Source organism: Pseudomonas sp. PS01301 (genome assembly GCF_029960215.1).
Taxonomy (GTDB): Bacteria; Pseudomonadota; Gammaproteobacteria; order Pseudomonadales; family Pseudomonadaceae; genus Aquipseudomonas; species Aquipseudomonas coleopterorum.
On record NZ_JASCPM010000009.1, the window covers coordinates 109,536 to 131,029 of the forward strand.

Here is a 21,494-nt window from a genome sequence, read left to right on the forward strand (position 1 = left end):
GCCGCCTCAACCTTGCTTGTCGTTGTGGGTCATGGCCGTATAGAACAGCCAGGACACCAGCAGGATGATCAGGAAGTACACCAGCGAGAAGGCCGCGGCCGGGCCCAGGTCGAACTGCCCCACGGCCATCTGGGTCAGGGTCTGGCTGAGGAACGTGGTGGCGTTGCCCGGCCCGCCGCCGGTCAGCACGAAGGGTTCGGTGTAGATCATGAAGCTGTCCATGAAGCGCAGCATCACCGCGATCAACAGCACGCTTTTCATCTTCGGTAGCTGGATGTGACGGAATACCGCCCAGTTCGACGCACGGTCGATGCGCGCGGCCTGGTAGTACACGTCGGGAATGGCGCGCAGGCCCGAATAGCACAGCAGTGCCACCAGCGAGGTCCAGTGCCAGACGTCCATGATCAGCACCGTGACCCAGGCATCCAAGGTATTGGAGGCATAGTTGTAGCTGATCCCCATGGCATTGAGCGTGTAGCCCAGCAGACCGATGTCCGCGCGGCCGAAGATCTGCCAGATGGTGCCCACCACGTTCCACGGAATCAGCAGGGGGATGGCCATGACGATCAGGCACAGCGACGACCAGCGGCCCTTGGCCGGCATGGTCAGGGCGATGGCGATGCCCAAGGGTATTTCGATGAGCAGCACACAGGCCGAATAGATGAACTGGCGCAACAGCGAGTCGTGCAGGCGCGGGTCCTGCAGGACTTGGCGATACCAGTCGGCGCCCACGAAATAGCGGCTGGATTGATCGAAGATGTCCTGCACCGAATAGTTGACCACGGTCATCATCGGGATCACCGCGCTGAAGGCCACCAGCAGGAACACCGGCAGCACCAGCCACCAGGCCTTGTTGTTCTGGACCTTGTTCATGGGTGCACCTCCAGCAAGCGATCATCGGCGTAGACCATCAGCCACTGCGCGGGGAAGCTGATGAATACGGTGCCTTCCGGCACGGCGCGGTCCTCGGGCAGACGTACCTTGAAGGTCTGCCCGCCGAGCGCCAGGGTCAGGATCTTGTAGGTACCCAGGTCTTCCAGGTGCACCCGTTCGCCGTGCAGTGCGGCCTCGAAGCTCTCGTCCCAGACGCGGATGAACTCGGGGCGAATGCCGATCTGCAGGCGTTGCCAGCCGCCCTGGGCGATCCGCGCCTGCAAGGCTTCCGACAACGGCACGTGAATGCCGCCGAAGCCGACGCCACCACGCTCGGGCAGCACGTCGACCAGGTTCATGCCGGGGCTACCGATGAAGTAGCCGACGAAGGTGTGCGCCGGTCGTTCGAACAGCTCGCGCGGGGTGCCGAACTGGACGATCTGACCGCCGTACATCACGGCGATCTTGTCGGCGAAGGTGGAGGCCTCGAGCTGGTCGTGGGTGACGTAGACCATGGTGATGTTGAACTGCTCGTGGATCTGCTTGAGCTTGCGTCGCAGTTTCCACTTCAGGTGCGGGTCGATGACCGTCAGCGGCTCGTCGAAGAGGATCGCCGACACGTCATCGCGGACCAGGCCGCGACCCATCGACACCTTCTGCTTCTCATCGGCGCTGAGATTGCGCGCCTTGCGCTGCAGCAGTCGCTGCAGGTCCAGGACTTCGGCGACTTCCTGCACTCGGGCCTGCACCTGTTCAGGCGACTTGCCCTGGTTGCGCAGGGGAAAGGCCAGGTTGTCGAACACCGTCATGGTGTCGTACACCACCGGGAACTGGAACACCTGGGCGATGTTGCGTTGCTCCGGTGGTAGGTCGTTGACCACCTTGCCGTCGAACAGCACCTGCCCGTGGGACGGGCTGAGCAAGCCGGAAATGATGTTGAGCAAGGTCGATTTGCCACAGCCGGACGGGCCGAGCAAGGCATAGGCGCCGCCCTGCTCCCAGATGTGATCCATCTCGCGGATCGCATAGTCTTCTGGCGCCGACGGGTGCGTGCTGTAGCTGTGCGCCAGGTGCTGCAAACGGATCTCGGCCATCAGGCAGCCCTCGCCACACGCAGGCCGGGGGCCTGGACCAATTGCCCACCGGGCTGGAACACGAACAGCTTGTGGGTCGGGATGTACACCGGTATCGCCGCGTCCACGGCGTAGTCGTGGACCCCCGGCAGGTGCAGCACCAGGGAGAAATACTCGTTGCGTACGTGCAGGAAGGTCTCCGAACCACTGATCTCCGCCAACTCCACGGTCACCGCCAGCTCCAGGTCATCGTCGTTGCTTGGCGTCAGGCCGATGTGGCTGGGTCGTACGCCGAAGCGGTAATCGCCATCCGGCACGGCAGACAGATCGACGTTGCGAGCGAAGTGAACGAAATTGGCGAAGCTGACTTCCTGGCCGCCGATGCGGCCATCGATCAGGTTGATCGGCGGCTCGGAGAACAGTTCGGCCGCCAGCACGCTGGCCGGCCGGTGATAGACCTCAGACGTCTTGCCGCTCTGGATCACCCGCCCTTCGTGGAGGATCGTGGTGGTGCCGCCCAATGCCAGGGCTTCGTTGGGTTCAGTGGTGGCATAGACGGCGATGGTATGGCGGGTCAGGAACAGTTCGCGCATTTCGAAGCGCAGTTCTTCGCGCAGCTTGTAGTCGAGGTTGACCAGGGGTTCGTCGAACAGGATCAGCTCGGCATCCTTGACCAGCGCCCGGGCCATGGCCGTGCGCTGTTGCTGGCCACCGGACAGTTCCAGTGGATGGCGCTTGAGGAACGGCTCGATGCGCAACATGCGCGCGGTCTGCAGCACCCGCTCTTCGATCTGCTCGCGCGCCATGCCGGCCTGGCGCAGCGGTGAGGCAATGTTGTCGAAGACGGTCATGGTCGGGTAGTTGATGAACTGCTGGTAGACCATGGACACGTTGCGCTGGCGTACCGGCTTGCCGGTGACGTCCACACCGTTCATCAACACACGGCCCTGATCGGGTTTGTCGAGGCCGGCCATCAGCCGCATCAGGCTGGTCTTTCCGGACAGCGTGCGTCCCAGCAGGACATTGAACGAACCGGGTTCCAGTACCAGCGATGCGTTGTCGATGTACAACTGGTTTTCCACACGACGAGTGACCTGCTCGAGCACAAGGGACATGGCGGCGCCTTTTTTATTATTGGAAGCGGTTGCAGCTTTGCGTCGGTACGACTGCTGGCAAACCCAGAGCGATAACCGTGCCAATTGCCGTCTGCCATGCCGGCAGGCGCGAGCCAAACGGTTCGGGCGCAGGTGTGGGCCGGAGGTCAGGTTCGCCCCTGAACAAAAATGAACGCCTGGCGCATTGACAATGAACAACCGTGAACAACACTGCATGAACAAAAACAACAAGGCCGCGCGCCGGGATACCTGAATCATGTCCGTATCCAACCCAACCCTCGCCCACGATCAACTCATTCAACGCTCCTGGGCGCGCTGTCGCGAGGCGGGGCTGGAGCATCATCACGTGCCGCGGTTCGAGCCACTCGCGCGCGTTGCGCTGCAACAGATGCTCGACGGTCACCAGGCCTTGCTGCACACCACCCACCGCGAAGTGTTGCCCTATTACGAACACATCCTGGGCAACTCGCGTTGTCTGATCCGCCTGGCCGACCCGCAGGCCCGTCTGCTCAGGTCCTGGGGTGCGCAGCCCGGCGCGGGTGCCGGTCACCTGGGCCACGCACCCGGCGCCTGCTGGCTGGAAGCGGCCGCCGGGACCAATCCGATCGGCACGGCGCTGGCTTGTCGCCAGGCCGTGCATGTCGAGCCGGACGAACACTTCCTGCTGGCCAACCGCCTGATGAACGGTTCGGCTTCACCGATCTTCGATGCCCAGCGGCAGATGGTGGCGGTACTGGACGTCTCCAGTGACAGCCACCTGCCGCCTTCGCACACCCTGGGGCTGGTGAAGATGATGAGCCAGACGGTCGAGAACCGCCTGATCCTGGAGGCGTTCGCCGATCGGCATCACCAACTGATTTTCAACACTGGGGTGAACAACCTCGACAGCCAGTGGGCCGGGCTGCTGGTGTTCGACGACAGCGGTCGCGTGCTGGCCGCCAATCGTCGCGCCGACAGCCTGCTGGGTGCCGAGTTGCCTGGCCTGACCCTGCAACAGCTGTTCCGACTGACGCCCCAGGCTCTGCTCGACCATCCGCCGGAGCGCACCTTTGCCCTGCAGCCGCCAGGACGCAGCCGCCTGCAATGCCTGCTCAAGAAGCCCGCCCTGCGCCCTGCGCCGCCCGCCGCGCGACGTGGTTCCGACCCGCGCCTGGACAAGGCCTTGCAACAAGGGCTGCGCCTGCTGGAGAAGGATGTGCCCTTGCTGCTGCGCGGCGACACTGGCACCGGCAAGGAGGTGCTGGTCAAGGCCTTGCACCGGGCCAGCAGCCGCGGGTCGTGTCCACTGATTGCGGTCAATTGTGCGGCGATTCCCGCCGATCTGGTAGAGTCGGAGCTGTTCGGCTACGAACGTGGCGCCTTCACCGGCGCCAGCCACAAGGGCAGCCCCGGCCTGGTGCGCAAGGCCGACAAAGGCATCCTGTTCCTCGACGAGATCGGTGACATGCCGCTGCCCACCCAGGCGCGACTGTTGCGCGTGCTGCAGGAGCGCTGCATCCAGCCGCTGGGGGGCGGCGATCCAATACCGGTCGATATCCGCCTGATTTCCGCGACCCATGAAGACCTGCGCCAACGGGTACAGGCCGGGTTATTCCGCGAGGATCTGTACTATCGCCTGGCGGGCATGACCTTGCACCTCCCGACCCTGAACGAACGCAGCGACAAGCGTGAACTGATCGAGCAGGTGTGGGAGACGCACCGCGAAGCACAGCAGACTGCCGGTTTCAGCGACGAGGTGTGGGCGGCCTTCATGGTCCATCCCTGGCCGGGCAACGTGCGCCAGCTGGCAGCGGTGGTCAAGGTGGCGCTGGTGCTGGCCGATCAGGACGTCATTGGCCTTGAGCATCTGCCTGAAGATTTCCTCCTCGAAGCCGGTCTGCAACCAGCGCAGGCACCTGCCTCGCCTCGGCCACTGCTGACCCTGGCCAAGGTCAGCGACCTGGGTGAGCTGCTGCAGGCCAGCGACGGCAACATCTCCCGCCTGGCCCGGCGCCTCGGTGTCAGCCGCAACACCCTGTACAAGCGCTTGCGCGCTCAGGGCCACGCGCTATGAGTATGAGCTGTGGATTCAGCTCTTGCCGAAAGTCTGCGACGGTCGGCGCAGGGTCGGGTCGAAGGGGTTCAGGCGCGGGCCGATGGCGGCAGCCTCGCGCTTGAGCAGCTCGACCACCGTGGGCAGTCGGTCGGGGCCGAGCCGATCGCTGATGGTGGCGACGCTGAGGGCTGCGACCGCATGGCCGTCGCGGTCGAGTATCGGCACCGCCAGGCCCGCCATGCCGGGCAACACGCCGGTGTTGCGCGCGGCATAACCGAGCTGGCGCACGCTGGCGACCTCCGAACGCAGCAGCACTTCGTCGTACAGGTGCAGGTCCCTGAGCCGCGGCAGGTTGTAGTGGATCACGGTTTCGCGCTCATCCTCGGGCAGGAACGCGAGGATGGCCAGACTGCCCTGGCCTACCCCCAGTGCGACGCGGCCACCGATGTCGCCGGTGAAGGTCCGAATCGGGTAAGGCCCTTCGCTGCGGTCCAGGCAGATCGCGTCGAAACCACTGCGCGCGAGCAGGAACAGCGAGTCACCCAAAGAGGCCGACAACCGCAGCAGGCTGGGCCGTGCCAGCTCGCGCAGGTTGCTGCCGTTACCGGCACGCGCGGCCAGGGCGAAGAATTCCAGGCTCAGCCGATAGCGTTTGCTGCGGGCATCCTGCTCGACCATGCCCTCCTCCACCAGCCCGCGCAACAGCCGATGGGTGGTGGGTTGCGACAGACCGATGCGCTCGGCGAGCTGGATCACCCGCTCACCCTCGGCTGGCGCAGCCGACAAGCCACGCAATACGGCGAACAGCCTGGACACGCTGCCTACACCGGGCTCGATATTCCGATCGGTGGAATCATTATCCATAACCTGCGCACCTGATTTCATTGAAAGGATTAATTCGAAAATACCTACCCGCTCAGTGAAATAAGCGCTTTCGCCATCCTAGCCTTCGTCCTACTCTTCGTCCACGGGGCGAGACCAACAATAGCCGGCAGCCGACTCAGATCGAGCGCCACCCCACTGCAGGACCCCTTTCGCCTCTGCCCTCGATCAACGCACCGCACATGCGGCCGACAATGACAGGTAGAACGCAGCCATGGCCTTTCTCGAACTTCAAGCACTGTGCAAACGCTACGGATCCGTACAGGCCGTGGTGGCGACCGACCTGAGCGTCAGCCAGGGCGAGTTCGTCTCGCTGCTCGGCCCTTCGGGCTGCGGCAAGACCACCACGCTGCAGATGATTGCCGGTTTCGTCGACGTGACCAGCGGCCGGATCGTCCTCGACGGACGCGACATCACCCACGCCAAACCCAGCAGCCGCGGCCTGGGCGTGGTGTTCCAGAGCTATGCGCTGTTTCCGCACATGAGCGTGCGCGACAACGTCGCGTTCGGGCTGAAGATGCGCAAGGTGAGCAACAGCGACATTCGCACCCGCGTCGACCAGGTGCTGGCGCTGGTGCGCCTGACCGCGCATGCCGAGCGCTATCCGCGGGAGCTTTCGGGAGGCCAGCGCCAGCGCGTGGCCCTGGCCCGTGCCCTGGTGATCCAGCCGCCAGTGCTGCTGCTCGACGAGCCGTTGTCCAACCTCGACGCGAGCCTGCGCGAGGAGATGCAGTTCGATATTCGCCGCATCCAGTGCGAAGTCGGCATCACCACCCTGATGGTGACCCATGACCAGGCCGAAGCCCTGTCCATCAGTGACCGGGTGGTGGTGATGCAAGCGGGCCAGGTCACTCAGATCGATGAACCCTACAAACTGTACGAGCACCCGCGCACGCCGTTCATTTCCGGCTTCGTCGGCAAGGCTAACCTGCTGCCTGGCGAATACGACGCGCTGGGCCAGCCACAGGCGCTGGCCCAAACCGGGGACGGCGAACTGATGTTGAGCCTGCGCCCGGAGAAGATCGACATCTGCACCGCCGGTGAAGGCCGTATTCAAGGACGCATCGTCACCCGCTACTTTCTGGGCAGCCAATGGTTGTACCGCCTGGACACCGCCTTGGGCGAAATCACCGTGGTGCGCCGCAACGATGGCAGCGCACCGCTGGCAACCGGCATCACTGTCGGCCTGGACTGGCCGCACGAACTGCTTCGCGTCCTGGATCACGAGGTCTGCGCATGAGCCGCGGATACCTGCTGTCGGCGCCGGCGCTGGCGCTGTTCGTCGCCCTGCTGATCGTGCCGTTGGGCCTGACGCTGGTGCTGTCGTTCAACCTGTTCGACTACGAGGTGGGGGTCAAGAGCGACAGCTATACGCTGGCCAATTACGCCAGTTTGCTCAGTGACAGCTACTTCTATGAAATCTTCTGGCGGACCTTCTGGATCAGTGCGCTGGTAACCCTGCTGTGCGTGGTGATCGGCGTACCGGAGGCTTACATTCTCAGCCGCATGGGTACACCGTGGCGCTCGATCTTCCTGATCCTGATCCTCACACCGCTGCTGATTTCAGTGGTGGTGCGCGCCTTTGGCTGGAGCCTGCTGCTGGGTGCCGACGGGCTGATCAACCAGGCCATCGCCGCGCTGGGCGGACGCCCGCTGAAAATGCTCTACACACCGTTCGCGGTGATTCTGGCACTGGTCCACGTCATGCTGCCCTTCATGATCATCCCGGTCTGGACCTCGCTGCAGAAGCTCGACCCGGCAGCCGAGCAGGCTGCGCAGTCGCTGGGCGCAAGCCAGGCGAAGGTCATGCGCATGGTGGTGTTGCCACAGATCATGCCCGGGGTGCTGTCGGGCACGCTGATCGTCTTCGGACTGGCGGCCAGCTCGTTCGCCATCCCCGGCCTGCTGGGTGGTCGGCGCTTGAAGATGGTCGCCACGGTGGTCTACGACCAGTACCTCTCGGAACTCAACTGGCCCATGGGCGCGACCATTGCCGTGGCGCTGTTGCTGGCCAACCTGCTGATCATGCTGTCCTGGAACCGCCTGGTCGAAGGTCGCTACAAGAAAGCCCTGGGGGAATGATCGATGTCCAAGAACGGTCCGTTGGCCCTGTCGTTTCATGCCCTGGTGGTGGTGTTCATGCTGGCTCCGCTGGTGGTGGTGTGCCTGGTGGCGTTCACCCCGGAGAACACCCTCACCCTGCCCACCTCCGGCTTTTCCCTGCGCTGGTTTCGCGCGGTTTTCGAGCGCGCCGACTTCATCGACGCGTTCTATAACAGCCTGATCCTGGCTGTGGTGGCCGCGACCCTGACGACCTTGATCGCCGTACCGGCGGCGCTGGCGATCACCCGTTATCACTTTCCGGGACGCAACTTTCTCAATGCGCTGTTTCTGTCGCCGATCATCATTCCGCACCTGGTGCTGGGTGTGGCCATGCTGCGCCTGTTCGCGCTGATGGGCGTCAATGGCAGTTTCGTCTGGCTGATGCTGGCTCACGTGGTGGTGATCACGCCCTATGTGCTGCGTCTGGTGATCGCCGCCGCCATCGGTATCGATCGCAGCGCCGAACAGGCGGCGGAGTCGCTGGGCGCAAGTCGGTTCACCCTGTTTCGGCAGATCACCTTGCCGATGATCCTGCCGGGGGTCGCCGGAGGCTGGTTGCTGGCGTTCATCAACAGCTTCGACGAGGTGACCCTGTCAATCTTCGTCACCTCCCCCGCGACCCAGACCTTGCCGGTGCGCATGTACGTATACGCCACGGAATCCATCGACCCGATGATGGCAGCGGTGTCGGCGCTGGTGATCGCCTTGACCGCCGCGACCATGATTCTGCTCGACCGGGTGTGTGGGCTGGACCGCGTACTGGTGGGGAAAAACTGATGGCCTTGTTCAAGCGTCTGACCGAACTCGATCGGCCTTCGGTGCCGTTCACCCTCGACGGACAGGCCGTGAGCGCCCTGGCGGGGGATACCCTGCTCACCGCCGTGCTGACCTGCGCCGACCATGTGCGTGGTAGCGACTTCAGTGCCCAGGCCCGTGCCGGCTTCTGCCTGATGGGCGCCTGCCAAGACTGTTGGGTTCGATTGGGCGACGGCCGCAGGGTACGTGCCTGCGCCACGCCCCTTGAAGCGGGCATGCAGGTCGACCGCGACCTGGGGCGGCGCTCGTGAGCGCGGTGGTGGTCGTGGGCGCCGGACCGGCTGGCATCCGTGCGGCGCAGACCCTGGCTGCCCACGGCCTGCGGCCGTGCCTGGTGGACGAAGCCCAGCAGGGTGGCGGCCAGGTCTACCGGCGTGCGCCGGGTAATTTCCAGCGCCCGGCCAGTCAACTTTATGGCTTCGAAGCGCGCAAGGCGGGGGCGGTGCATCAGGCGCTGGACGCGCTGAGCGCGCAGATCGACTACCGTCCCGACACGTTGGTGTGGAACGCCGAGGATGGCCACCTGCACACACTCAGCCAGCAGCGGGTCGGCACCGTCCAGTACGATCGCCTGTTGATTGCCACCGGCGCCACCGACCGCATCCTGCCAGTACCAGGCTGGACGTTGCCCGGCGTGTACAGCCTCGGCGCCGCGCAGATCGCGCTCAAGGCCCAGGGTTGCGCCATCGGCGAACGAGTGGTCTTCGCGGGCAGCGGGCCGTTGCTGTACCTGGTGGCCTATCAGTACGCGAAGGCCGGCGCACGGGTGCTGGCCGTGCTGGACAGCTCGCCCTTCGGTGCCCAGGTCGCTGCCCTGCCCCGGCTGTTGCTTCAGCCTGCGACCCTGGCCAAGGGCCTGTACTACCGGGCCTGGCTGACTGCCCACGGGATCGCCGTACATCAGGGCGCGACCCTGGTCGAGGTCGTCGGCGAGCAAAAAGTTGAAGCCGTCACCTGGCAGCGCGCTGGCAGCCGGCACAGCCTGGCCTGCGATGGGCTGGCCTTCGCCCATGCGTTGCGCAGCGAAACGCAACTGGCCGACCTGCTCGGCTGCCAATTCACTTGGAGCCCGCTCAATCGCGCCTGGTTGCCGAGCCGCGATCAAGCCGGGCGCAGCAGCGTGCCGAGCGTGTACCTGGCCGGCGACGGTGCCGGGATCATGGGCGCCGATGCGGCGGAAATGGCCGGCGAGCGCGCAGCATTGGCCCTGCTCGAAGACATGGGCGTCACCATTGACAGCGAACGTGGCCCACAGCTCGAGCGACGGCTGGCGCGCATCCACGGGTTTCGCGTCGGCCTGGAAGCCGCATTCTCGTTCCCCGAGCAGTGGGCCAGCCAGGCCCCCGACGACTTGATGCTGTGCCGATGCGAGGAAATCAGCGTCGGCGAAGTTCGCCAGGTGGTCGCTCAGGGCCACACCGATATCAACCGGGTCAAGGCCCATTGCCGCGTCGGCATGGGCCGGTGTCAGGGACGCATGTGCGGCAGCGCAGCGGTGGAAATCATCGCCCAGGCGGCCGCGTGCTCACCGCAGCAAGTCGGTCGCCTTCGCGCCCAGGCGCCGATCAAACCCCTCCCCTTCGGTGTCGAGGTGCAGCCATGAGCCGCGTCGCTGAAATCGATGTGATCATCATCGGCGGCGGGATTGTCGGTGCTTCGGCGGCCCTGATGCTGGCGTTGCGCGGTCAGCGCGTGGTGCTGCTGGAGCGTGATTTCTGTGGATCGCGCTCAAGTGGCGTGAACTACGGCGGCGTACGCCGTCAGGGCCGCTCGCTGGTGCAACTGCCCCTGTCCCAGCGTGCCCATGAACTGTGGAGCGACCTGCCCGGCTTGATCGGTATCGATGGCGAGTATGTCCGTTCGGGCCATCTGAAGCTGGCCCGCAGCGACACCGACATGGCCAAGCTGCATGCCTGGGCCGACGCTGCCGCCGATTTCGACCTAGGTGTTGAGTTGCTTGACCATGGTCAGTTGCGCCAGCGGTTTGCCTGGGTCGGCGACGTGGCGGTCGGCGCGTCGCTGTGCAGCGGTGATGGGCATGCCAACCCGCGTCTGGTGTCGCCGGCTTTCGCAGCCGCTGCCCGGCACGCCGGCGCGCGGATCGTGGAACAGGTCCAACCGCTGGCCTTCGACCATGACGGCCAGGTGTTCGTGGTGTCATGCAGCAATGGCGAACGGCTGCGCGCGCCCTGGCTGCTCAACTGTGCCGGGGCCTGGGCCAATCACATTGCCGAGCAATTCGGCGAGCACGTACCCATGACCAGCGGGCACCCGGCCATGCTGGTCACCGAGCCGCTACCGGTGGTCATGGACGTCAGCACCGGTGTCGAAGGCGGCGGTATCTATGCTCGCCAGGTGGCACGTGGCAATTGCGTACTCGGCGGCGGGCAGGGTTTTGCGCTGGACCCGTTGCGGGCGCGCCCCGGCCAGCTGGCGACCTTGGATATCCTGCGCAACGCCGTCGAGTTGTATCCGTTCCTGCACGGTGCACAGGCAATCCGCACCTGGAGCGGGACCGAAGGTTATCTGCCCGATCGAGAGCCCGTGATCGGACACAGCCAGGTACAACCGGGCCTGATCCACGCCTTCGGCTTTGCCGGGGCCGGTTTCCAGATCGGCCCCGCCGTCGGTGAAGCCCTGTCGCAACTGGTCGTCGAAGGCCGCAGCCGGGCGCCGATCGACGCGTTTTCCATCCAACGCTTTTCTCCCCTTGAACTGCATAAAGGAAGGTCGCTTTCATGAAGCCAGTCAAACGTACCGTTCACGCACTCTCCCTCGCTGCCCTGCTGGCCGCCACCGGCGCTCAGGCCGGGCCCACGCTCTACCTGGGCATGAACGGCGGCACCATGGAACGCTTATACGCCGACAAGGTGCTGCCAGCGTTCGAGCAGGCCAACGATGTGAAGGTGGTCATCGTGCCGGGCACCTCTTCGGACATTCTCGCCAAGGTTCAGGCGAGCAAGGACAATCCGCAGATCCACGTGATGTTCCTCGATGACGGCATCATGTACCGCGCCATTTCCATGGGCCTGTGCGACACCTTGCAGGACAGCGATGGCCTGGCGGCGATACCGGCCAAGGCCCGGATCAAGGATCAAGCGGCCGCAGTCAGCCTGGGCGTGACCGGGCTGGCCTACAACACGCGCCTGTTCAAGAAGAATGGCTGGGCGGCGCCGACTTCGTGGATGGACATGGCCGACAGCCGCTTCAAGGAAAAACTGGTGTTCCAGTCGCTGGCGTCATCGACCTTCGGGCTGCACGGCTTCCTGATGTTCAACCGGCTGCAGGGTGGCAGCGAAACCGACGTCGAGCCGGGGTTCAAGGCGTGGCCGAAGACGGTGGGCCCCAATGTGCTGGAGTACATCGCAAGCTCGGCGAAGATCTCCGAGATGGTCCAGACCGACGAAGCGGCGCTGTTCCCACTGACGCCGACCCAGGTGACGGCCCTGAAGCTGCGCGGTGTTCCGGTCGAATACGCGCAACCCAAGGAAGGTGCGGTGGTGCTCAACGTCGCCGAGTGCGTGATTGCCAAGAACGATCAGCCCGAGCTTGCGCAGAAGCTGGCGGCCTATCTGCTGAGCCCCGAGGCGCAAGCACCGGCGCTGGAAGAAGGCGACCAGATACCGTCCAACCCCAACACACCGACCACCGAAAAGACCCGTGGCCAGGTGCAGGCGATGGAGAAGTACCTGGAGACGGCAGTGGCCATCGACTGGGACCAGGTCAACCAGCTCCGCCCCGCCTGGAACGCCCGCTGGAGCCGCTCGATCGAGCGCTAGGTAGGTGGCCGACGTTGCGCGCTACCCGGTGACAGTGGTGCATTGATGGCTACCGTCGTGACACTCGTTCAAATTCCTGAAACAGGAAAGCCCCGCTGATACGGGGCTTTCTGCATTCAAAACTTCAACAGGATCGTCAAAGCTGCGCCTGTCGTAGCGCCAATGGCACCAATGAATCCTGCAAGGACCATCATGGGGTACAGCGTTCGCTCCCTCGCAAGCTTTCCGGCTTCGGCGTTGAGCTTGGCGGTCTCGGCCATCAGCTTGCCAATATTGGCATGGATCTGCTCGAGTTCGACGGGTTCGAATTTGGGTGGGGTTTGCATGAAATATCCCTTTCGGGTCGAGGGTCTGGCAGATGCTCGACCCTCCGGTCACCTGTGGCACTAAGGCTGAATACAAAACAGCTGGCAAGCATTTGTTGGATCAATTACACCGTGCCGTCCAAGGTTCGTCAATCCGATTGATACACCTCGAATCAACTCTCTCAGGATCGCCGAAACAGGCAAAAAGACACTTCCCAATAGTGTCCAGGACTCACCGCTGTGGATCGTATCCAGCACATCCACTGACCGCAGATAGCGCTATGGCTCAGTGGCTGGCGACAGGCCAGCCGTGAACCTGGTCAGTCCGCCAACCGCCAGGTCGTGACACCTTTGCTGTCTTCAAGCACCACCCCCATGGCCGTCAACTCGTCGCGGATGCGGTCCGATTCGGCCCAGTCCTTGTCGGCGCGGGCCGCCAGGCGTGCGGCGATGAGGGTGTCCACCTGGGCCGCATCGACGCGACCGGCTGCGCCGGCTTGCAGGAATTCGTCGGAGTCCAGCTGCAATACGCCGAGCAATCCACCCAATTCGCGCAGGCGGCTGGCCAAACCCGCGGCAGCGTCGACATCGCTGTCGCGCAACCGGTTGATCTCGCGCACCAGATCGAACAACACCGCACAGGCTTCCGGCGTGCCGAAATCATCGTTCATGGCATTGGCAAAGCGTTCGACGAATGCCTCGCCACCCGCCGCCGCCACCTTGGGCAAGCCCTTGAGCGCATGGTAGAAACGCTCCAGCGCCCCCTTGGCTTCCTTGAGGCTGTCTTCGGAATAGTTGATCGAGCTGCGGTAGTGGCTCGAGACCAGCAGGTAGCGCACCACCTCGGGCTGATATTTCTCCAGCACGTCGCGGATGGTGAAGAAGTTGTTCAACGACTTGGACATCTTCTCGCCGTTGATCCGGATCATCCCGCAATGCAGCCAGGCGTTGGCGTAAGGCTTGCCAGTGGCCGCCTCGCTCTGGGCGATCTCGTTCTCGTGGTGCGGGAATTCCAGATCGTTGCCACCACCGTGGATGTCAAAGGTGTCGCCCAGGCAGCAGGTCGACATCACCGAGCACTCGATGTGCCAGCCCGGACGGCCTGGGCCCCACGGTGACTCCCAGCTTGGCTCGCCAGGCTTGACGCCCTTCCACAGGACGAAATCGAGCGGATCCTGCTTGGCCTCTTCCACCTCGATGCGCGCACCAATGCGCAGGTCTTCGATCTTCTTGCGCGACAGCTTGCCGTAGCCCTGGAACTTGCCGACCCGGTAGTACACGTCGCCGTTGCCCGGTGCGTAGGCGTAGCCCTTGTCGATCAAGGTCTGAATCATCGCCAGCATGCCCGGGATGTGGTCGGTGGCACGCGGCTCCTGGTCCGGCTTGAGGATGTTCAGGCGCGCTTCGTCCTCGTGCATCGCATCGATCATGCGCGCGGTCAGGGCATCGAAGCTTTCGCCGTTGTCCCGCGCACGGTTGATGATCTTGTCGTCGATGTCGGTGATGTTGCGTACGTAGGTCAGCTCATAGCCGCTGTAGCGCAGCCAGCGCGTGACCAGGTCGAAGGCGACCATGCTGCGCCCGTGGCCCAGATGGCAGTAGTCGTACACGGTCATGCCGCACACGTACATGCGCACCTTGTTGCCGTCCAGCGGCGTGAAAACCTCTTTGCTCTTGCTCAGCGTGTTGTAGATGTTCAGCACAACGATTCCTCAACTTGGCCTGGCGAGGCTCAGCCCCACGAGTCACGCAGGGTGACGGTACGGTTGAACACCGGACGACCGGGTTGCGTGTCGGCCAGGTCGGCGCAGAAATAACCTTCGCGTTCGAACTGGAAACGATCTTCCGGCGCGGCGTTGGCCAGCGACGGCTCGGCGCGACAGCCACGCAGCACCTGCAGGGAGTCGGGGTTGATGTTGTCGAGGAACGTGGCGCCGTCTTCGGCCTTCTCCGGGTTGGCCGAACGGAACAGGCGATCGTACAGGCGCACTTCGCACTCGACGCTGGCGGCGGCCGGCACCCAGTGGATCACGCCTTTGACCTTGCGCCCTTCCGGGTTCTTGCCCAGGGTGTCCGGGTCGTACGAGCAGCGCAGTTCGACGATGTTGCCGTCGGCGTCCTTGATCGCTTCGTCGGCACGGATCACGTAGCTGCCGCGCAGGCGCACTTCACCGTTGGGTTCCAGGCGCTTGTAGCCCTTGGGCGGCGCTTCCATGAAGTCGTCGCGATCGATGTACAGCTCGCGCTCGAAGGGCAAGGCGCGCACGCCCATGTCTTCCTTCGGATGGCGCGGCAGTTCGAGGTGCTCGACCTGGCCTTCCGGGTAGTTGGTGATCACCACCTTGAGCGGACGCAGCACGCACATGGCGCGCGGTGCCGTGCGGTCGAGGTCGTCACGGATGCTGAATTCGAGCATCGACATATCGACCACGCCGTCGGAACGGTTGGTGCCGATCATGTCGCAGAAGTTGCGGATCGACGCCGGGGTGTAGCCACGACGGCGGAAGCCGGAAAGCGTCGACATGCGCGGATCGTCCCAGCCGTGCACGTGCTGCTCGTCGACCAGTTGCTTGAGCTTGCGCTTGGAGGTGATGGTGTAGTTGAGGTTCAGGCGGCTGAACTCGTACTGGCGCGGGTGCGCCGGCACCGACAGGTGGTCCAGGAACCACTCGTACAGCGGCCGATGGCCTTCGAACTCCAAGGTGCAGATCGAGTGCGTGATGCCTTCGATGGCATCGGACTGACCGTGGGTGAAGTCGTAGTTGGGATAAATGCACCACGCATCGCCGGTCTGGTGGTGATGGGCGTGGCGGATGCGATAGAGGATCGGGTCGCGCAGGTTCATGTTCGGCGAGGCCATGTCGATCCGGGCGCGCAGCACCCGCTCGCCGTCCTTGAATTCGCCGGCCTTCATGCGTGCGAACAGGTCCAGGTTTTCCTCGACGCTGCGCTCGCGGAACGGGCTGTTGCGGCCCGGCTCGGTGAGGTTGCCGCGGTATTCACGGGCCTGCTCCGGGGTCAGGTCGCAGACGTACGCATCGCCCTGCTTGATCAGCTCGACGGCCCAATCGTGCAACTGGTCGAAGTATTGCGACGCGTAACGCTCTTCACCGGCCCACTCGAAGCCCAGCCACTTGATGTCGCGCTTGATGGCGTCGATGTATTCCTGGTCTTCCTTGGCCGGGTTGGTGTCGTCGAAACGCAGGTTGCAGACACCGCCGAATTCCTGGGCCAGGCCGAAGTTGACGCAGATCGACTTGGCATGGCCGATGTGCAGATAGCCGTTTGGCTCGGGCGGGAAACGAGTGACGATCTGGCTGTGCTTGCCGGCGTCCAGGTCGGCCTGGATGATCGGGCGCAGGAAGTTGGTAGGCACGGCAGGGCCATTGCCTTTGGAGGTGGGAGCGTTGTCGGCGGTGGGCTTGCTCATTGGAATCCTTGAACGAACGATGCGGCGGCAGCCAGGGTAGGCCGACCAAATCAAAGCGCTTATCATAGCCGAAGCGGTCAACCGGCTGACAGGCCAGCCCCGACAAACTATCGGGTAAATCCTGCGGCATGGAAAAAAACAGCCTTTGAATGGCTATCGGCGCCTGTAAACTGGGCGCCGTCGTTACCGGATGCTCGACAGAGCATTCCCACAGAACATGCTTCATAGACAGAGAGAGCCCCATGTCCAACGTCAAACTGACCACCAACCACGGCGACATCGTGCTGCAACTGAACGCCGAGAAAGCCCCGCTGACCGTGGCCAACTTCATCGAGTACGTCAAAGCCGGTCACTACGAGAACACCGTGTTCCACCGCGTGATCGGTAACTTCATGATCCAGGGCGGCGGTTTCGAGCCAGGCATGAAAGAGAAGAAGGACAAGCGTCCGAGCATCCAGAACGAAGCCGACAACGGCCTGCCGAACAAGAAGTACTCGGTCGCCATGGCCCGCACCATGGAGCCGCATTCGGCGTCGGCGCAGTTCTTCATCAACGTGGGCGACAACAGCTTCCTCAACCATACCTCGAAAACCACCCAGGGCTGGGGCTACGCCGTGTTCGGTGAAGTGATCGAAGGCCAGGACGTGGTCGACAAGATCAAGGGTGTGTCCACCACCTCCAAGGCGGGTCACCAGGACGTGCCGGCTGAAGACGTGATCATCGAGAAAGCCGAGATCGTTGAGTGATACTGCTGATCTCCGATCTGCACCTGCAGGAAGAACGCCCGGACATCACCCGGGCGTTTCTGGATTTCCTCGGCGGGCGCGCGCGCTCGGCCGAGGCGCTGTACATCCTGGGCGACTTCTTCGAAGCCTGGATCGGCGACGACGCCATGACCCCCTTTCAATCGTCCATCTGCGCAGCGCTGCGTGCGCTCAGCGACGGTGGCACGCAGATCTTCCTGATGCACGGCAACCGTGATTTCCTGATCGGTTCCACCTTCTGCAAAAAAGCCGGCTGCACCCTGCTGGCCGATCCGAGCGTGGTACGCCTCAATGGCGAACCGGTGCTGTTGATGCACGGCGACAGCCTGTGCACTCTCGACGAAGGCTACATGCGCCTGCGTCGCGTGCTGCGCAACCCGCTGACGCTGTTCGTCCTGCGGAACCTGCCGCTGAGCACCCGTCACAAGCTTGCCCGCAAGCTGCGCAGTGAAAGCCGGGCACAGACGCGAATGAAGGCCAGCGACATCGTCGATGTGACGCCTGAAGAGGTGCCACGGGTGATGCGCCAGCACGGCGTATCCACCCTGATTCATGGACACACCCACCGCCCGGCGGTGCACGCGGTGCAGATCGGTGATCTACCGGCGCGGCGTATCGTGCTGGGGGACTGGGATGCACAAGGCTGGGTGCTGCAGGTGGATGAGCACGGTTTCGACCTGGCGCCGTTCGATTTCACCGCGCAGCCTGCCTGACGCACCGCGCCGCCCTGTTCGCGGCCACTGGCCGCTCCTACAGATACCGCGCCACCTGCGGGAGGCCCGATCTCAATGTCCACCCCCGGCCGCCGGTCCCGCCTTCGCGGTGAACGGCGGCTTGGCCAGCCACACCAGCAGCACCAGCCCGGCGAAGATCCACCCCATCAGGGTGAAATAATCGACCGTGCTCAGCATGTAGGCCTGGCTGTTCACCATCTGCTCCATCCGTGCATACGCCTGGGGTGTACTGCCGCCCATCTGTTCCAGTGCATGGCGGGTAATCGGATCGTAGGTGCTGATGCTCTCGGTCAGGTAGGCATGGTGCTGATCGGCGCGGCGGATCCAGATCCAGGTCGTCAGCGAGGCGGCGAAGCTGCCGCCCAGGGTGCGCAGAAAGGTCGCCAGGCCCGACCCGTCGGCGATCTGCTGCGGTGGCAGGTCCGACAGCAGAATGCTCAAGGTGGGCATGAAGAACAGCGCCACCCCTGCCCCCATGAACATCTGCACCAGGGCCACGTGCTGGAAATCCACCTGGCTGTTGAACCCGGCGCGCATGAAGCAGCTGGTGCCGATGGCCACGAACGCCAGGCCCGCGAGCAGACGCAAGTCGAACTTGTGTGCGTACTTGCCCACGAAGGGCGACATCAACACCGGCAGGATGCCGATCGGTGCCACGGCCAGGCCCGCCCAGGTCGCGGTGTAGCCCATCTGGGTCTGCAGCCACTGGGGCAGGATCAGGTTGATGCCGAAGAATCCGGCGTAGCCGAAAACCAGCACCAGCGTACCGATGCGAAAGTTGCGGAACGCGAACAGCCGCAGGTTCACCACCGGATGCTCGTCGGTCAGCTCCCAGATGACGAACGCCGTCAGGGCCACCGCCGAGATGACCGAACCGATAACGATGAAACTCGACTCGAACCAGTCCAGGTCATTGCCCTTGTCCAGCACCACCTGCAAGGCACCGACGCCGATGATCAAGGTGATCAGCCCGACGTAGTCCATGGGCTGCCGGCTCAGGTGCACAGGCCGTTTGGCCATCTGCTGGCGCACCACCGCACAGGCGAACAGGCCGATGGGGATGTTGATGAAGAAGATCCATGGCCAGCTGTAACTGTCTGTGATCCAACCGCCCAGGATCGGCCCGGCGATCGGCGCCACCACCGTGACCATGGCGAGCAGCGCCAGCGCCATGCCGCGCTTGGCCGGCGGATACACGGCAATCAACAGGGTCTGTGTCATTGGATACAACGGGCCGGCGACCAGCCCCTGAACAACCCGAAAACCGACCAGCTCGGGCATCGAGGTGGAAATACCGCACAGGAACGAGGCCAGCACGAACAGCATCGTGGCCCACAAAAACAGCTTCACTTCGCCGAAGCGCCGGCTCAGCCAGCCGGTCAGCGGCAAGGCGATGGCGTTGCTCACCGCGAACGAGGTGATGACCCAGGTACCCTGCTCGGAACTGACGCCCAAATTGCCGGAAATGGTCGGCAGGGCGACGTTGGCAATGGTGGTGTCGAGCACCTGCATGAAGGTCGCCAGCGACAGGCCGATGGTGCAGAGCAACAGGCTTGGCGGCGTGAACGAGGCTTTGGAATCCATGATCCACCCTTTGCAATGCGAGACCGCGCCGACCCGTGACGGGCCGGCTCGGGTAGATCAGCGGGTGGCCGTGGTGCCGGACGCTGCGCTGTTGTCGTGGATCAACTGGGCGATCATGGCATCCGCTTCACCCAACTGCTTGTCGTAGACGTTGGTGGTGAAGGACGCCTGCTGCGGCGGTTGTTGCGCCAACACCGGCCCGCTCTGGTCGTGCAGGTCGACATCCACCACCGTCGACAGGCCGATGCGCAGCGGATGCTCGCTCAACTGTTGCGGATTGATGTGCACCCGCACCGGCACCCGCTGGACGATCTTGATCCAGTTGCCCGTGGCGTTCTGCGCCGGCAACAAGGCGAAGGCACTGCCGGTGCCCGCACCGAGGCTGTCGATGGTGCCGCTGTACTTCACCTCGTCGCCATACAGATCGCTGGTGATGTCCACCGGCTGGCCGATGCGCATGTGGCGCAGCTGGGTTTCCTTGAAATTGGCGTCGATCCACAACTGGTTCAGCGGAATCACCGCCATGGTCGGCGTTCCCGGCTCGATACGCTGGCCCAGCTGCACGGTGCGTTTGGCCACATAGCCGGTCACCGGGGCGATCAAGGTGGTACGAGCATGGGCCAGGTAGGCCTGACGCAACTGTGCAGCCGCCGCCCGCACGTCGGGGTGGTTGGACACCTGGGTGGCATCGACCAGCGCAGTCGAGGTCGCCAGTTGCTGTTGGGTATTGCTCAGGGCGCTCTGCGCCGAAATCAGATCGTCGTGGGCGTGGGACAGTTCTTCCTGGGAGATCGCCCCGTCGGACGCCAGGTTCTTGCGTCGGCCATAGTTGTCCTGGGCGCGCTGCACTTCCGCCTTGCGCGCAGCCACCTGGGCCTTCATGCCGTCGACGTTGCTGTACAGGCCGCGCACCTGGCGTACCGCCTTGGCCAGATTGGCCTGGGCATTCTGCAGATCGATCTGCGAGTCGTTCGGGTCAAACTGCACCAGGGGCTGGCCTTCGTGGACGAGATCGCCATCGTCGGCACCGATGCTGATCACCGTGCCGGTGGTCAACGGCGTGATTTCCACCACGTTGCCGTTTACGTAGGCATCGTCGGTGCTCTCGTTCCAGCGCCCGTACAGGGTGTACCAGGCCCAGACGCCCAGACCGCCCAGCACCACCAGGGCCAGCAGGATGAACAACCAGAGTTTGCGCTTGCGTCGATTGGCCGGGGCCTTGTCGTCGGCCGCCGGCGCTGCGGGTGGTTGCTGGGAAGCATTGGAATCAGTGGCAGTGGCCATGGCAGTTCACCTGAAAGGGTTCGGTCGGTGTTGCATCGAGCAGATCGGTCGGGGCGCTGACGTCGGAGTATTCAGCCGGCGGCAGCACCCAGCGCCAGCAGCGGATCCCCGGAAGCTTGCAACAGCTTCTTGAGAATCCGTTCCAGCTCGACGATCTCTTCACGATCGAGCATGCCCACCAGCTCGTTCATGGCGTTGGCGCCAATGACCGGCAGGCGCGCTGCCAGTGCCTGGCCTTCATCGGTCAGCACCAGCTGCACCTGGCGTCGGTCGGCGGCGCTGCGCTGGCGCCGGATCAATTGCTTGTGTTCCAGCCGGTCGAGCATGCGCGTCATCGAACCGCTGTCCAGCGACAGGTAGCGCGACATCTCCGCCGGCGTGTCGATGCCGAAACGGGCGTTGATGATCAGCACCTTGAATTGCGCTGCGGTCACGCCGTAGGGCACCAGATGTGTGTCCAGCAAACGATCCTTCAACGCCGATCCGCGGCCCAGCAGCAGGCCCAGGTTGCAGGTATGGAAGTCCTCGGGGGTGTAGTGATTCATGGGCCGGAAGCTGTCCACCTGTTAGCCGAATGCATGTCTGCGCGTGTGCATGGATACGATTTGTACATGATTCATACGTCGTCGAAACATAATGTTACTGCTTAGGCAGACAATGTCAAGGCAATGGTTAGCTTGCTAACATTAAGGTCGATCGGTCGCTTTGATGGGAAAA

The 21,494-nt window shown here is 63.7% G+C and carries 20 protein-coding genes; 10 read left to right on the plus strand and 10 right to left on the minus strand.

All coding sequences use genetic code 11. From position 1 onward, the window contains the following. Positions 1-6: 6 nt before the first annotated feature. From QMX89_RS07150 to QMX89_RS07160, 3 genes are read right to left on the minus strand one after another with little or no spacing between them, the layout of a single operon-like run. Positions 7-873, minus strand: a complete 867-nt coding sequence (locus QMX89_RS07150; RefSeq protein ID WP_049858857.1) for a sugar ABC transporter permease — start codon at positions 871-873, stop codon at positions 7-9. Beyond that, the gene (locus tag QMX89_RS07155) at positions 870-1,967 is read right to left on the minus strand and encodes an ABC transporter ATP-binding protein (protein WP_049858858.1); all 1,098 of its coding nucleotides are present in this window, start codon (positions 1,965-1,967) and stop codon (positions 870-872) included. The genes QMX89_RS07150 and QMX89_RS07155 overlap by 4 nt, the downstream gene beginning before the upstream one ends. Next, on the minus strand, positions 1,967-3,061 hold the full coding sequence (locus QMX89_RS07160) for an ABC transporter ATP-binding protein (RefSeq protein WP_049858859.1): 1,095 nt from the start codon (positions 3,059-3,061) through the stop codon (positions 1,967-1,969). The genes QMX89_RS07155 and QMX89_RS07160 overlap by 1 nt, the downstream gene beginning before the upstream one ends. A gap of 256 nt (positions 3,062-3,317) precedes the next feature. Between QMX89_RS07160 and QMX89_RS07165 the strand changes: the two genes are divergently transcribed. Then, positions 3,318-5,114 (plus strand): sigma-54-dependent Fis family transcriptional regulator, encoded by a 1,797-nt coding sequence (locus QMX89_RS07165; RefSeq protein WP_282347609.1) that lies wholly within the window; start codon positions 3,318-3,320, stop codon positions 5,112-5,114. 15 nt (positions 5,115-5,129) lie between these two features. Here the strand turns inward: QMX89_RS07165 and QMX89_RS07170 are convergent, their stop codons facing one another. Continuing rightward, positions 5,130-5,960 carry an IclR family transcriptional regulator gene (locus QMX89_RS07170; RefSeq protein ID WP_282347610.1) on the minus strand — a complete coding sequence of 277 codons (831 nt, stop codon included), beginning with the start codon at positions 5,958-5,960 and terminating at the stop codon, positions 5,130-5,132. 232 nt (positions 5,961-6,192) lie between these two features. Here QMX89_RS07170 and QMX89_RS07175 point away from each other — a divergent pair, with 232 nt between their 5' ends. The 7 genes from QMX89_RS07175 (at position 6,193) to QMX89_RS07205 (ending at position 12,676) form a co-directional block, all read left to right on the plus strand. After that, positions 6,193-7,218 (plus strand): ABC transporter ATP-binding protein, encoded by a 1,026-nt coding sequence (locus QMX89_RS07175; protein WP_282347611.1) that lies wholly within the window; start codon positions 6,193-6,195, stop codon positions 7,216-7,218. Further along, entirely contained in the window at positions 7,215-8,060 is an 846-nt protein-coding gene (locus tag QMX89_RS07180; RefSeq protein ID WP_056843589.1) for an ABC transporter permease, read from the plus strand. The genes QMX89_RS07175 and QMX89_RS07180 overlap by 4 nt, the downstream gene beginning before the upstream one ends. A 3-nt stretch (positions 8,061-8,063) precedes the next feature. Then, positions 8,064-8,858 (plus strand): ABC transporter permease, encoded by a 795-nt coding sequence (locus tag QMX89_RS07185; RefSeq protein WP_282347612.1) that lies wholly within the window; start codon positions 8,064-8,066, stop codon positions 8,856-8,858. Continuing rightward, positions 8,858-9,148 carry a (2Fe-2S)-binding protein gene (locus tag QMX89_RS07190; RefSeq protein WP_282347613.1) on the plus strand — a complete coding sequence of 97 codons (291 nt, stop codon included), beginning with the start codon at positions 8,858-8,860 and terminating at the stop codon, positions 9,146-9,148. Before QMX89_RS07185 ends, QMX89_RS07190 begins: the two co-directional genes overlap by 1 nt. Continuing rightward, a complete protein-coding gene (locus tag QMX89_RS07195) occupies positions 9,145-10,500 on the plus strand; it encodes an FAD/NAD(P)-binding oxidoreductase (protein WP_282347614.1) in 1,356 nt (451 codons plus the stop codon). The genes QMX89_RS07190 and QMX89_RS07195 overlap by 4 nt, the downstream gene beginning before the upstream one ends. Next, positions 10,497-11,639 carry an FAD-binding oxidoreductase gene (locus tag QMX89_RS07200; RefSeq protein ID WP_282347615.1) on the plus strand — a complete coding sequence of 381 codons (1,143 nt, stop codon included), beginning with the start codon at positions 10,497-10,499 and terminating at the stop codon, positions 11,637-11,639. Before QMX89_RS07195 ends, QMX89_RS07200 begins: the two co-directional genes overlap by 4 nt. Positions 11,640-11,728: 89 nt before the next feature. Continuing rightward, positions 11,729-12,676, plus strand: coding sequence for an ABC transporter substrate-binding protein (locus QMX89_RS07205; protein ID WP_244156957.1), 948 nt, complete (start codon positions 11,729-11,731; stop codon positions 12,674-12,676). A gap of 116 nt (positions 12,677-12,792) precedes the next feature. Here the strand turns inward: QMX89_RS07205 and QMX89_RS07210 are convergent, their stop codons facing one another. The 3 genes from QMX89_RS07210 to QMX89_RS07220 form a co-directional block, all read right to left on the minus strand. Continuing rightward, entirely contained in the window at positions 12,793-13,002 is a 210-nt protein-coding gene (locus QMX89_RS07210) for a hypothetical protein (RefSeq protein ID WP_043185825.1), read from the minus strand. Between the two features lie 299 nt (positions 13,003-13,301). Further along, positions 13,302-14,684 carry a cysteine--tRNA ligase gene (gene cysS / locus QMX89_RS07215; RefSeq protein ID WP_282347618.1) on the minus strand — a complete coding sequence of 461 codons (1,383 nt, stop codon included), beginning with the start codon at positions 14,682-14,684 and terminating at the stop codon, positions 13,302-13,304. Positions 14,685-14,713: 29 nt separating this feature from the next. Then, on the minus strand, positions 14,714-16,411 hold the full coding sequence (locus tag QMX89_RS07220) for a glutamine--tRNA ligase/YqeY domain fusion protein (RefSeq protein WP_049858871.1): 1,698 nt from the start codon (positions 16,409-16,411) through the stop codon (positions 14,714-14,716). A gap of 242 nt (positions 16,412-16,653) precedes the next feature. Between QMX89_RS07220 and QMX89_RS07225 the strand changes: the two genes are divergently transcribed. Further along, positions 16,654-17,157 carry a peptidylprolyl isomerase gene (locus QMX89_RS07225; protein WP_049858872.1) on the plus strand — a complete coding sequence of 168 codons (504 nt, stop codon included), beginning with the start codon at positions 16,654-16,656 and terminating at the stop codon, positions 17,155-17,157. Next, positions 17,154-17,888, plus strand: a complete 735-nt coding sequence (lpxH, locus tag QMX89_RS07230) for a UDP-2,3-diacylglucosamine diphosphatase (RefSeq protein ID WP_282347619.1) — start codon at positions 17,154-17,156, stop codon at positions 17,886-17,888. The genes QMX89_RS07225 and lpxH overlap by 4 nt, the downstream gene beginning before the upstream one ends. 72 nt (positions 17,889-17,960) lie before the next feature. Here the strand turns inward: lpxH and QMX89_RS07235 are convergent, their stop codons facing one another. The 3 genes from QMX89_RS07235 to QMX89_RS07245 form a co-directional block, all read right to left on the minus strand. Continuing rightward, the gene (locus QMX89_RS07235) at positions 17,961-19,493 is read right to left on the minus strand and encodes a DHA2 family efflux MFS transporter permease subunit (protein ID WP_049858874.1); all 1,533 of its coding nucleotides are present in this window, start codon (positions 19,491-19,493) and stop codon (positions 17,961-17,963) included. 57 nt (positions 19,494-19,550) lie between these two features. Then, positions 19,551-20,777 (minus strand): efflux RND transporter periplasmic adaptor subunit, encoded by a 1,227-nt coding sequence (locus tag QMX89_RS07240; RefSeq protein WP_049858875.1) that lies wholly within the window; start codon positions 20,775-20,777, stop codon positions 19,551-19,553. A gap of 71 nt (positions 20,778-20,848) precedes the next feature. Continuing rightward, complete coding sequence (locus tag QMX89_RS07245; protein WP_282347620.1) at positions 20,849-21,322, minus strand: MarR family transcriptional regulator; 474 nt, start codon at positions 21,320-21,322, stop codon at positions 20,849-20,851. Positions 21,323-21,494: the final 172 nt, after the last annotated feature.